The organism is Roseivirga echinicomitans (genome assembly GCF_001592935.1).
GTDB lineage: Bacteria > Bacteroidota > Bacteroidia > Cytophagales > Cyclobacteriaceae > Roseivirga > Roseivirga echinicomitans.
Genome location: NZ_LRDB01000006.1, coordinates 1 through 13576, shown reverse-complemented (window position 1 = coordinate 13576; position 13576 = coordinate 1). Strand labels below are relative to the sequence as shown.

General features: G+C 35.8%; 12 protein-coding genes and 1 pseudogene. All 13 read left to right on the top strand.

What is annotated here, in order from left to right:
• The first annotated feature begins 2 nt into the window (after positions 1–2).
• On the top strand, positions 3–1157 hold the full coding sequence (locus AWN68_RS07355; RefSeq protein WP_068413454.1) for a class I SAM-dependent methyltransferase: 1155 nt from the start codon (positions 3–5) through the stop codon (positions 1155–1157).
• A 10-nt stretch (positions 1158–1167) separates the two neighbouring features.
• Positions 1168–1878 carry a polysaccharide deacetylase WbmS family protein gene (locus AWN68_RS07350; RefSeq protein ID WP_068413451.1) on the top strand — a complete coding sequence of 237 codons (711 nt, stop codon included), beginning with the start codon at positions 1168–1170 and terminating at the stop codon, positions 1876–1878.
• A complete protein-coding gene (locus AWN68_RS07345) occupies positions 1875–2807 on the top strand; it encodes a methionyl-tRNA formyltransferase (protein WP_068413450.1) in 933 nt (310 codons plus the stop codon). Before AWN68_RS07350 ends, AWN68_RS07345 begins: the two co-directional genes overlap by 4 nt.
• 6 nt (positions 2808–2813) lie before the next feature.
• On the top strand, positions 2814–3551 hold the full coding sequence (locus AWN68_RS07340) for a polysaccharide deacetylase family protein (RefSeq protein WP_068413449.1): 738 nt from the start codon (positions 2814–2816) through the stop codon (positions 3549–3551).
• A gap of 26 nt (positions 3552–3577) precedes the next feature.
• Positions 3578–4516: a methionyl-tRNA formyltransferase gene (locus tag AWN68_RS07335; protein WP_068413447.1), complete on the top strand. Its 939-nt coding sequence runs from the start codon at positions 3578–3580 to the stop codon at positions 4514–4516.
• Between the two features lie 55 nt (positions 4517–4571).
• On the top strand, positions 4572–5939 hold the full coding sequence (locus tag AWN68_RS07330) for a glycosyltransferase (protein ID WP_068413444.1): 1368 nt from the start codon (positions 4572–4574) through the stop codon (positions 5937–5939).
• A gap of 44 nt (positions 5940–5983) precedes the next feature.
• Positions 5984–7264 (top strand): glycosyltransferase family protein, encoded by a 1281-nt coding sequence (locus tag AWN68_RS07325; RefSeq protein WP_157716122.1) that lies wholly within the window; start codon positions 5984–5986, stop codon positions 7262–7264.
• Positions 7265–7487: 223 nt separating this feature from the next.
• Positions 7488–8384 (top strand): class I SAM-dependent methyltransferase, encoded by an 897-nt coding sequence (locus tag AWN68_RS07320; protein WP_157716121.1) that lies wholly within the window; start codon positions 7488–7490, stop codon positions 8382–8384.
• A 3-nt stretch (positions 8385–8387) separates the two neighbouring features.
• Positions 8388–9257, top strand: a complete 870-nt coding sequence (locus AWN68_RS07315; protein WP_068413435.1) for an NAD-dependent epimerase/dehydratase family protein — start codon at positions 8388–8390, stop codon at positions 9255–9257.
• A gap of 206 nt (positions 9258–9463) precedes the next feature.
• On the top strand, positions 9464–10699 hold the full coding sequence (locus AWN68_RS07310; protein WP_068413433.1) for a glycosyltransferase: 1236 nt from the start codon (positions 9464–9466) through the stop codon (positions 10697–10699).
• A gap of 196 nt (positions 10700–10895) precedes the next feature.
• Positions 10896–12896 (top strand): asparagine synthase (glutamine-hydrolyzing), encoded by a 2001-nt coding sequence (gene asnB / locus AWN68_RS07305; RefSeq protein WP_068413430.1) that lies wholly within the window; start codon positions 10896–10898, stop codon positions 12894–12896.
• A gap of 85 nt (positions 12897–12981) precedes the next feature.
• A pseudogene (locus AWN68_RS18825) lies at positions 12982–13206 on the top strand (UDP-N-acetylglucosamine 2-epimerase); the annotation flags it as partial.
• Positions 13207–13300: 94 nt separating this feature from the next.
• Positions 13301–13576: hypothetical protein (locus AWN68_RS19125; protein ID WP_221405713.1), on the top strand; the 276-nt coding region annotated here is incomplete at its 3' end.

The following is a 13576-nucleotide window of genomic DNA, read 5'->3' as shown; positions in this document are numbered from 1 at the left end:
GGATGAAAAGAGAGATTAAATTAGGGAAACTTCCATTCTATTGGAGAATGACAGATAAACCAAATTCACCCGTTAATCCCGTTCCCGATTTTGTTGATTTTAGTTTCGAATTTAATGAAGACTATCAATTAATCATTCAAAAAAGAAACGATCAAACATGGGGTTATCTTGAAACTATTTACAAAGAGGATTATAACGTAGGATACTTACAGGAAGGGCACGACCTAGCAATAAGTTACGGTGGTGATTTTCTTGAATTTATTGAACAATCAATTGACAAATTAAATCCATCAACTAAAAGAATCTCAGAGGTTGGCGCAGGAGGATGTTATATCCTAGGGAAACTCAAAGAAAAGGGTTTTGATGTGGCTGCAATCGATCCCAGTCCTATAGCGATTCAAGCTGGAGCAGAGCTAGGCATTGAGGTAATAGAAGACTTCTATCCAACAAGCAATGAAATGCCGAAAACGGATATGATTATTCATTATGATGTTTTAGAACATGTTTTAGAACCCTCAGCTTTCATTAAAGAACATGCGAAGGATTTAAATACAGGAGGTTTGATCGCTTTTGCAGTTCCAGATTGCACAAGATATATCGACTCTGGAGACATGTCTATGATCTTGCATGAACATCTAAATTACTTCGACCAAGAATCGCTTCGTAATGTAGTGGAATCAGCTGGGTTCGAAGTGTTGAGTATTCGGCCGGCTGATTTTGGTGGGGTGTTATACTGCGTTGCTAAAGTTTCAGAAACTAAGGATTGGACTGCGAAAAAAGGTACTAGCAAATTTGAAAAATTTGATAAAAACTTACATACACTAAAAAATAAGGTAGTTGACTTAATTAATTTAGGGCTTCAAGAAAACAATACTTTAGGCTGTTATATTCCATTAAGAGCCATGCCTTACCTGGCAATTGCCGACATCGGAAGTAACAATAACATCAGGTTTTTTGATGATAACGCTGGAATTTATAATCAGTACTTCGATGGCTTTGAAATAAAAGTAGAAAACTTTCAAGATGTAGTAGATGAGCCTGTAACACATATGGTGATCATGAGTGCCGCTTTCGGGCAAAAAATTAAAAATAAGATCATAGATAAAATAGGGAAAGACAAAATGGTTATTTATTGTCTAGACGATTTTATTATTTAAAAAAAGAAATGTGAATTGTTTTACTATTGATGTAGACTGGGCTCCTGAAGAGGTGATTCAAGATACCCTTGATTTATTTAAGAAATACGATGTGCCTTGTACTATTTTCACGACACATAAGTCAGAGGTATTGGACAATTGTGATCGTGATTTATTTGAAATTGGTTTGCACCCAAATTTCAATCAGATTCTACAGGGAAAAGGAGGGAATGTTGAAGATGTAATGTCTAATTTAAAGGAGATGTACCCAGAGGCAAAAGGTGCTAGGTCTCATAGCCTTACTCAAAGCGGGTATATTCTGGAGATGTACAGAAAATTTGGAATCACTTATGAGGTAAACCACTTTTTACCATACCATCAAGGGATTAAGCCATTTATTTTATGGAATGGCTTGTGTAGAATTCCATTTAACTGGGAGGATGATTATCATTTTGCATTAGATTATCCATTTGATGATAGCAAGATAGACTTAATGGACAAGCGATTAAATATTTTTAATTTCCATCCCATTCATATCTATTTAAATTCAGAGAATAATGATCGTTTTACAAAAATAAAACATGATCAACAGAATATGGGATTGTTAAGAACTGTTCAGAATATAGGAGAAGTTTTAGGGACCAGAGATATTTTGATTGCCTTGTTAGAGCATGTTTCACTGAATGGCTTAATGTCCTCGAAACTATACGATGTTAGTTTACAATTTGGAGGAAAAAAATGAAGGTAGCTCTGATTGGGAGAACAAAAGTATTGCTTGATACAGGTAAGTTACTGCAAAGTAAAGGATTTGAGATAGCTTATATTATTACCTCCAAAGAGGCTCCAGAATACGAAGTAGGGTCGGATGATTTTAAAGCTTTTGCAGATGAACTAAATTGTCCATTTCTGCATGATCCCGCAATTTCAAAAGACAAAATATTGAAGCTATCAACTTCGAATGATGTAGCCATTGCCATTAGTATTAATTACAGTGGTGTTATATCGAAAGAGGTTACGGATTTATTTCCATTAGGGATCCTCAATGCCCATGGTGGAGATCTACCTCGTTATCGAGGTAACGCTTGTCAAGCATGGGCCATCATCAATGGAGAAAAGGAAATTGGATTGTGTATTCACAGAATGATTGGAGATGAGCTTGACTCAGGAGATATTCTATTAAAGAAGCTTTACCCTATAGATATTGATACTCGAGTTGGGGAGGTATATCAGTGGTTTGAAAAAGACATACCAAGGATGTTTCTCAAGGTGGCTGAGAAACTGAAAGTAGAACCTCAGTTTGTTTTAGAGGCCCAAAGCAAAAATTCTTTGATGGCTTTAAGGTGTTATCCTAGAAGACCAGAAGATGGTAAGATTGATTGGCATGCTTCTGCTGAAGAAATTGTCAGGCTTGTAAACGCAAGTTCGGAACCGTTCGAAGGTGCTTTTTGCCTGGATAAAGAGGATGCCGTTCTTAGGATTTGGAGAGCCGCAGTATTTGATGATCAGGAAAATTGGTGTGGGATCCCAGGACAAATAGTACAATACTTGGAGAGTGGTGAAATCGTACTTCTGACAGGACAAGGGAAAATCAAGGTGTCTGAAATAGAGTATAAAGGTACGAGGTCAGTGGCCGATACTTTTTTCAAATCATTAAGGGTTAGGTTTTATTAGTAGAGGATGAATTATTACTTTGAAGATTTTACAAGAGAAAATTACAAAGCGCTAATTGCTTTGGCGTTAAAAAAATACACTTTCATCACATTCGATGAATTAGGATCAGATGCATCAAATAAAATATTGTGGCGACATGATATTGACTTTAGTATGCATAGCGCATTGAAGCTTGCACAAATAGAAGCAGAAATGGGTGTGAGGGCAAATTACTTTATTCTACCCCATTCCGAGTTTTATAATATTTTCGAAAAAGAAGTTACCGAGATACTTTTTAAGATAAAGGAATTAGGCCACAATATTGGGCTTCATTTTGATAGCCATTACTATGAAATAACCTTGGAAGATGATTTGGAAGACTATCTTTTAAAGGAGGTGGAGTTATTTCGTAGTATTTTTAATATTGAGATTAGAGCCTTCTCTTTTCACAATACAACTGAATTTACCATGAGTTGCGAAAAGGAGGCTTATGCAGGTTTGTTTAATGTATATACTGAGTCCATCAAAAAGAATTATGACTATTGCTCAGATTCCAATGGCTATTGGAAGTATAGGAGGTTGAAAGATTTTTTAATGGATGATTCAATCAAAAATGCACAGGTGTTGACTCACCCGGCTTGGTGGCAGGATGAAGTGATGTCGCCTTCTGATAGAATAAAGAGAGTAGTACATGGCAGGAGTAATAATGTTCTATCCGAGTATAGGGAAGCATTAAGTAAGTTTGGAAACTTTGATGTCTCTTAAATTCACTTTCTTCAAAACGAAATAAGATGAAAAAGATTGTGATGTGTGGCTGTCATGTTGCTGGATATGAGGCCATTGGAAAAATGCTTGCTAGTGGGCTTAAAATTGATTATTTCGTTCTGGTTGATAAATCAAAAGCAGAAAGGTTGCAGATATCAGGTTATATAGATTATGAACCGCTTGCGAAGGCTTATGGTATTCCAGTATATTACGTGAGCAAGTATACTCTTAATTCAGCAGAGGATATCGAGTTTTTTAAGCGGAATGAATTTGATCTCTTAATACAGGGAGGCTGGCAGCGTTTATTTCCAAGTGTAATTCTCGATACCCTTTCAATTGGTGCAATTGGTGGACATGGAAGTGTGGAATTTTTACCGAAGGGTAGAGGAAGGTCACCAATCAACTGGAGTTTAATCAACGGTGCAGAAAGATTCATTGTGCATTATTTTTTAATTAGGCCAGGCATTGATAACGGGGATGTATTCTTTTATCAAATGTTTGATATCAATCAATGGGATGATGTTCAGAGCCTTTATTTAAAAATGTCAATGATTACACATAGGATGTACATGGAGTGGGTCCCTAAACTATTGATAGGGGATTTCACGGTACAACCTCAAGTTGGAATACCTACGTATTTTGGGAAAAGGACCCCCGAAGACGGTATAATTGATTGGAATAAGCCCTTAATGGATATTTATAATTTTGTTAGAGCTTTAACCAAACCATATCCTGGCGCTTTTTCTTTTATCAATGATAAAAAAGTCACACTTTATCGAGTAAGCCCTTTTGACACAAGGCTTGATGTTCCAGGGCAACGAATAGGGGAAATTGTGGAGGTGTTTCAAGACGGATCATTTTTAATCAAATGTCATGGGGGACTTCTAAGGGTGACAGATTACCTTACAGATTTATCAATCAAAGTAGGTATGGTTTTCGATTCCTCTCCAGACATAAAGAAGTAGGGGTTTTACAAGTCTTACATTTTTATCGAAACTAGAAATTTTTAACATCTTGAATATGTTTAGGAAATGGTTAATATACAGGTTATACAGATTTGTCAGGGTATTCTTAAGAGAATCTAGTGATAGTTTAAAGAAATCATTTGAGAAGTTAGAGCAGCACCTGTTGTATTTTTTCTATCGATACTTTGTCTTCAAAACAATTGTCACTCCCCGTGATCACAAGCCGAGAGTATTATTTGGCCCTTGCCCCATTATAAACAATAAATATTGGGCAAATGCTTTAAAAGCTAATGGATACAAAGCGGACTCCATTGTTACGGCAGTTCCTATAATAAACTCGAATGAAGACTTTGACATATTAATCGAAGATCTTTTCCCAATAAAAGGGAAAAGGAATAATTGGAATATAACAAAACAGAAGTTGGAGGTGTTTAGTTACATACTTAAAGAGTATGATATCTTCCTAATGGCTTTTAGGTTCAATTTTTTTGATAATACTGTCTTTTTTAAGAATGAGGCTAGGCTCTTGAAATTATATGGGAAAAAAGTCATAATTATCCCTTACGGAAGCGACTATTATAAATATTCAAAAATTATTGACCAAAGCTTTAAACATAATCTAATGATTTCTGTACCGACTGAGGTTTTCAACGAAAAATCTATTTCTGAAAAAGTAGATTATTGGACGGTCAATGCAGACTTTGTCATAATGGCAATTATGCTTGATGATGCTGCGAGATGGGATGCTTTGCCTTTGAGTGTTCTTTGTATTGATCTCAATGAATGGAAACCAAGTGTTAAAGTTCAAAAATCAGATGGTCATAATGGAACTGTAACTATTGCCCATTCACCTAATTTTCGAGGCTTTAAAGGTACAGAATTCATAATTCAGGCTGTTCAAGAACTAAAAGCAGAAGGTCTTAAAATTGACTTTATTCTTTTAGAAAAGGTGAAAAATGAAGTAGTAAGAAGTACCCTTCAGGAAAAGGCAGATATTTTGGTTGAGCAACTTATTCTTACTGGTCATGGGCTAAATGCTATCGAGGGTCTGGCTTCTGGAATTCCTGTTTTGTCAAATTTGGAAAATCCAGAAATTATGAATGTATTCAGACGTTATTCATATTTGAATGAGTGTCCAATAGTAAGTACTTCTCCAGAAAATGTTAAAGATAATCTGCGGAAACTAATAACTAACCCTGAACTCAGAGTCCAATTAGGCTCCGCTGGTCGGAAATACGCTGAAAAATACCATTCATATAATGCATTTAATGCCCTGTTTGCGGAAATGGAAAAGAAAATTTGGCGAGATGATCCTTCGAGTGATCCTATGAATTTCTTTAACCCTCGGAATTCGAAGTCATATAACAATCTAACACCATTGATAAACCATCCGTTGACTAATAGTCATATAACTAACGATTAATGAAAAATTTGATTATTAGGTTGTTTCGATGGATAGTCGACATAGTGGAAAAGATATTAATAAAACTGGTTTTTAGGCTGTATAGGTATAGGCGAAAGGGTTCAATTCCAAAAAGCGCCAGTCCTCGTTTAATGTGGGGGGTTACACCAATAATTAATTTTAAGTATTGGAATGAGGCTCTTAAACTAAAAGGATATAATTCTAAGACCTTCATGACCCACTATTACAGCTCTATTAATAAAAGAGCTGATTTTGATATATACTTTGAGGATATTAAACCTAAGTCCCTTATGAGAGGGCTTTTAATGAGGTTTAGTTCACTTTCCAAAATTCATCTTTTGCTTTATATAGCTGATAATTTCGACATAATACATACTACTTATGAGGGATTGGTTTGGAAGGATTCTAAATACTGGAAAAAGGAGCTGGATTTCTATAGAAACTGTGGACTTAAATTTGTTGTTCTGCCTTACGGTTCAGATTATCAGATGTATTCCCAATTATATAACAAATCTTGGCATCATGCGCTTTTGGTTAACTACCCAGAAAGTGCTAAAAGAGAAAAATTGATTAGTCAAAAGATCGAGTACTTTGTTGAATATGCTGACTGTATTATGGCTGGATTCCAGTTTGATCAGATTGCTCGTTGGGATATTCTGCCCTATGCTGTTTATCCTATGAATACCAGTATGTTTAGACCAAAAACGAATTATTCAAAGAATGACGGGAAAAACGGTATTGTTAAAGTATATCATACTCCAAATCACAGGGGAATAAAGGGAACGGAATTCTTGATTCAAGCAGTAGAAGAATTAAAGGCTGAAGGGGTATTGGTAGAATTGTGCCTTTTGGAAAATGTACAGAATGATGTTGTAAGAGATAAACTTTATCAAGATGCCGACATACTGGTTGAACAACTGATATTAGGTTTCGCTCTTAGTGCGTTGGAGGGAATGGCCACGGGATTACCTGTGATAACTAACTTGGAAGACGATGAGAATGAAATTAAAGTATTCAGACGTTTTTCTTATCTAAATGAGTGCCCAGCAGTAAGTTCAAATCCTGAGAAAATTAAAGAAACCCTTCGATGTTTAATAAAGGACGCTGAGCTCCGTAAAAGTTTGGGTGAAGCAGGGGTTAAGTATGTCGAGAAATATCATTCATATACAGCTATGGGAGAGATTTTTTCTGCTATACATGATAGGGTATGGTACAATAAAGAAAATGACCTAATTAATTTTTTCAATCCCAATAATAAGGATTCGTATAACAATAAATATCCGATCGTAAAACACCCTTTAAAAAATAACAGGATCCCTAAATAGTATTTCGGTATTTCTATAAAATATTTCTTTTTATAGAATAGTCATTAAAGGGTAATTAAATAAATAACATTAAATATTGGCATTCCGGTTATGAGACTTTGAGCTTCTTTTAATGAGATGTGTAAGACATAATTGAAAGCAAATTTCACTTGAAAAGAGAAATTGAGTTTTTTGATTAATTCTTTTTTCGAACTAACTAATGGTTAATCAAATTAACTTTTCTATGGCAAACGACAATGATTTAAATAAATCTCAAACCTTTAAGAGTTTTAAAGACAAATGGGAAAAAAATGCTAATCTGGCATTTACTCAAACATCGGATGAGAACTCTGATGTATTTGAGTGGATAATTAATCGGAATGGTTTTTCTAACGGGGATGAATTTAGGGCCTTTTTGAAAGGTAAAAAGCGAATACTTGATGCCGGTTGTGGAAATGGTCGCGTCACCGCATTACTAAAAAAGTATGCTGATGAGGATACGGAGGTTGTGGGTATTGACTTGACTGCGGCCCATGTCGCCACCGAAAATCTAAAGCACCTTAAGAATGTTTCAGTTTTTGAGAAAGACTTACTTGGAGACTTAAGTGATATAGGGACCTTTGATTTTATATATAGTCAAGAGGTATTACACCATACAGCAGATCCTAAGAGATCTTTTGATAACCTTGTGCAGCTATTGAGACCTGAAGGCGAAATAGCCATTTATGTTTATAAGATCAAAGCTCCATTACGTGAATATGCCGATGACTATGTCAGAAATATAATTTCTGACATGAATTATGAAGAATCATCAAAAGCCTTAAATGAGATTACAGAATTTGGACGAATAATGGCAAAAAAAGGCATTACAATCGAAGTTCCGAAAGTCGATATTTTGGGAATTGAGGCTGGTGAATACGACCTACAAAGGTTCATTTATCATTTCTTTTTTAAATGCTATTGGAATGATATGTTTAGCGAAGAGGAAAATAACGTGATTAATTATGATTGGTATCACCCTCAAATAGCAAGCCGTCATAGTTTGGATGAGATTTTAGGTTGGTATCTTGAGAATGATCTTGTTGTTAGCCAAAAAAACGTTGATCATTATGGTATAACGGTTAGGGGGCGTTTAATATAATTTATGAGAGATAAAAAAATTCTAATTACAGGTGCAAATGGTTTGTTGGGTAGACATGCTGTCGCGATGTTTACTGGTGATAATGAAGTCCATGCCTTGGTACATAAGCTGCCACAAGAGCCTATTCCAGGTGTTAAGTATTATGCTTATGACTTTAATTCAGATTGGTCTACTGATGAATTGCCCAAAGACATTCATACTGTTATGCATCTTGCACAGTCTGAACTCTTTCGTGAATTTCCAGAACATGCACTTGACGTATTTCACGTTAATGTGACTTCAACAGTTAAACTGCTTGATTATGCAAGGCTAGTAGGCGCAAAAAAATTTATATTTACTTCGACAGGAGGAATTTATGACACGAGCATGGGTGCAGTAAATGAGAACACACCAATTAATACATTTGGTAAGCTTGGAAATTACTTTGCAACAAAACTCTGTAGTGAAATCTTAACTCATAACTACACTACTTATTTTGATGTTTCTCTGTTACGCTTATTTTTCATGTATGGCAAAGGGCAAAAGCGTTCGATGTTAATCCCGAGATTAGTAGATAATGTGAATAATGGAAGGCCTATAAGGCTAACAGAGAATGGAGGGGTTGTTATCAACCCGATTCATGTCAGTGATGTGGTCAATGTATTGAATAAGCTCATGGAGAGTGAAGGGAGTTATACATATAACGTAGCTGGACCTGAACAGTTATCCTTAAAGTCTATCGTTGATATTATTGCTCAGAAGCTGGATAAAAAACCAGTGTTTGAATATACTAATGAAAAAGCAGATGACTGCATAGCAGAAATAGACCTTTTGCAGGAAAGAATTTATTCTCCATCGGTTAAAATCAAAGATATAATAGAGGAAGTTTTTTAATTGTTACTTATATCCGTTAATCAGATTTGAAACGTTCTTTTAAAGATTGGAGTTGAATCCTTAACGATTAATATCGTTAGTAGAACTTTGAAAATGGCACTTTAAATTTAGCGATCAACGGATTCTTAGAGTTTTTAAATGAAAGCCAGGAAGTTGCTCTGAATGGAGTTTTAAAAATGACAACTGTATTATAAGCGTAAGCGCAAATGAAGGTCTTTATAGGATTAAATAATATTGCCTCAGTATTTTCTGATATGAAGAATGGGTTTGCTGATCTGGGTGTTGAAACATTCATTGTATCAAGATACCTCCCCTCATCAGTGATCATTCATGATTTTGCAGATTTTAATACGGCTAAAGTCAAGAATAAGTTCCCAATTTTTAGACCTGGTTTTATTCACTATCGATTAAGAAATATTTGGTTAAAGCTTGTTGATGCATATATACTCAGAAGGGCGGTTAAAGAATGCGATGTCTTTGTGTTTATTTCATCTAGTTTCAACGATGACTTTATGGATCTTGAGTATTTGAAGAAAAAGGGAAAAAAGGTCGTCATGGTTTTCGTTGGGGATGACGTTAGATGGTTTTTCGGGATGGAGCAAGAGTTCAACAAGTACGGTTTGGATCCAATAGAATATGACTTAGAAGAACTGAAAACACAAACTGCACTGACCGAACGTTTGACTAGAATTAGAAATTCTGAGAAGTATGCCGACTTTATATTTAGTAGGTTGGATCAAGCTCAATTACAGTTGCGTCCCTATTATCGCTGGAATATGATGGTTAATGCTGAGCAAATCACAGAGAACAGAACGCAAAGAAGGACTAGGCCTGTGGTTGTCCATGCTCCAAGTGATCGATCTGTTAAGGGGACAAAATTTGTGCTTAAGGCCATGGAAGAGTTGCAGAAGGAAGGATATGACTTTATCGTTCAGCTCATAGAAAACGTACCCCATGAAAAAGCAATGGAAATGTATTCCAATGCTGATATTTTAATTGATCAGCTGTTATGTCCAGGGTCAGGAAAATTAGCTACCGAGGCACTTGCTAGTGGAGCTGTTGTAATGGCTAATATGTCTTATGAACGTTACCCGCAGCAAAATCCCGTTGATTGTCCGATTGTGGATGTTAATCCTTACACATTAAAAGAAAGGCTTGCCTTGCTAATTGACGACTATGATGAGAGAAAAAAATTAGCCGAGAGAAGCAGGACTTATGTGGAAAATCATCTTGATGTAAGGTTCTTTTGTAAGAAAGTGATTGACCTTGTTAAGAATGAAACGATTGATTATGACTACATCCCCTCTTTTTTTAGAGATGATTATGTGCCGATTTCTCACGAGGAGAAACTGCTTTTGAATAGCTGGACCCAGCTTGTTCAAGGAGAAGCATGGTATGCGAAATATGTCGCCAGTGGGGATAGAAAAGGACTAATATTCTAGGTTCTCTGCATAAACGCTAAACACCCGTTTGTCATTCTATTTTAAGTTTTACACTACCCTCGTTTGACAACTCCCAAATGCCTTTTATAGTATACCGAATTAATATAAACCTAGTTATGATGATTCAAATATCAAGAATTGTTTCACCGGAAAGGCTTATCAATAATAGTGACCTTATGAATAAAACGAAAAGATTATGTGTGGCATAGTAGGGGCTATCGATTCTAATCCGAATGGATTAATTGAAAAAGTCACCCGCGCCAATAACAGTCTTTCACATAGAGGGCCTGATGGCAAAGGTATAAAATCATTTAACCATGAAGGTAAAAGTATAGTCTTTGCGCATTCACGTCTTTCTATAATTGACCTTTCTGACTTGGGGTATCAGCCTATGAGTTCAGAGGATGGAAGATATTGGATAACGTACAATGGTGAAGTGTATAACTATAAAGAAATCAGAGATGAGCTGATTGATCTAGGTTATTCTTTTAAATCGGATACTGATACAGAAGTTCTATTAAATAGCTGGATTGAGTGGGGAAGTAATTGCTTGGCTAAACTCACTGGAATGTTTGCCTTTGTAATTTATGATTTAGACAAAAGGAGGATCTATTGTGTAAGAGATGCATTTGGCATTAAGCCTTTTTACTACTTCGCTACTCAAGAAAGATTTTACTTTTCTTCAGAAGTTCCTAGTTTATTTTTATTAATAGATGAAAAGAAAAAGTTAAATCCTGCATCGGTTGTAAATTACTTACTGCGAAGCAGTTATGATGTCGCTGAATACACATTGACCAAGGGGATAAATGCTCTAAAACCGGGCTGTTTCTTGACCATTAACTTAGATAATGAGCTGGAATTGAAAGAAGAGCGGTGGTGGAAGCCCAGCATAGAAGAAAACAGAAATATCTCTTTCAATGATGCTGTAGCTAAACTTCGCGAATTGTTTCTCGAGAGTGTGAAACTGCACATGCGTAGTGACGTTCCAATTGGCGCTGCTCTATCGGGAGGAATTGATTCTTCCGCAATAGTATGCGCTATGCGTTATTTGGAGCCTAATATCCCCATTCACACGTTTAGCTATATTGCGAGCAATTCTTCTGTTGACGAAGAGAAATGGGTAGATATTGTCAACAATCATGTTGGCGCCATCCCTCATAAGATTCAATTGAGTTATAAAGATCTCGCTGATGAAATAGATGATTTAATTATAGCTCAAGGGGAGCCTTTCGGAAGTACAAGTATATATGCTCAATATCGAGTTTTTAAGTCAGCGAAAGAAAATGGCATTACGGTAATTTTGGAAGGGCAAGGGGCTGATGAGATGTTAGCGGGATATTTTGGATATCCTGAGCATGCCTCAATGAGTTATTTTGATAAAGGGGCATTTCTAAGGTTATTTAAGTTTCTACACTCTTGGTCAAAACTGCATAATCAATCAAGTAAACCAATTGTAAAATATATTTTTTCATATTCAATTTCAATACTATTAAAAGGTATTTCTAAAAATGTTAAGCGGTTCTCTAGGCTAATCTCGTCAAACCATGAAGTGGAGCCAGGTAAGAATAGTTTAACAAATGGCATTAGGGGCTTGATTAATAAATTTTACAAAACAGCCACGCCAGTTTGGTTAGTTGCTGACGCGGATCAATTGATGAAGGAGGCAAATGATCAAATAAACAAGGAGGATGAAGAAATTCCTATAAAGGGGCGTAGGCTAGTATACGAGTTACGTAGGTCATTAGTAGGACATCACCGAGCTGGGATCAATTCATTGTTAAGGCATGGTGATAGAAATGCCATGAAGTGGAGTGTTGAGGGTCGAGTTCCGTTTTTGACCATTGAAATGGCTGAGTTTTTATTATCATTACCTGAGGATTATTTGCTGTCAAAAGATGGGTTGACGAAGAATGTTTTTAGACAAGCGATGAGAGGGATTGTACCTGATGAAATTTTAGATAGGACTGATAAGATTGGGTTTGCAACCCCTGAACAAGAATGGACTAGTAACATGAATGTTGATGAGATAGAAAGAGTCATATCTTATGTTGATTTTTTAAATGAAATTGAACTTCAAAATGAAGTAAAAGAGACTTTAAATGGGTCAAGACCATTTAGTTGGTTTGCATGGAGAGTAATTAATTTCTCTCGTTGGCTAGAAGTCAACAAAACGCACATTGAACCAAATGTTAGATAAAATAAATGTGCTTAGTGTAGAGATTTAGAATTGTTGTATCCTTATCGTAAAATGATTGAATGAGTAAAGCAAGTCAAGTCACGGAGGGCAAACCGCAGAAATGCTATCAGATATTCAGAGGGTATTAATAAAGGAAAATGTCGATATATTGTTGGTTTATGGAGACACTAACTCTACAATCGCGGGGTCTTTGGCGGCAGCTAAATTTAATATTCCTGTTTTAAATGTTGAAGCGGGATTGAGAATTTTCAATAGGGCAATGCTCGAAGAGGTAAACAGAGTATTAACTCATCATTTACTGCATGAATAATTCTAACATTTCTGAATACAGTTTGATAAGCTTTTTTATCTTTCAGAGCAAGCCTGATGTACTTTTGAACACTTTCCAGAGAGACCTATATTAAATGAAAAATGTCCTTTCCATAGTTTTTAATGAGTTAACAAACGATAATCGTGTCATTAATCAGGCGGAGTCGTTACAGCAAAACGGATACAACGTGACACTGCTTGGTATTCAAATAGATACGAGCTTACCGTTGAAAGAAGTCTCCAATGGAGTTAATATAATTAGAGTGCCACTAACATATAGAAACCCACTTATTTATAGGATCCCTTTTCTGCTGTTCTATTATCGAAACCTTTCATTATTCTTTATTTATCTAAAAATTGCATTGAGCAAT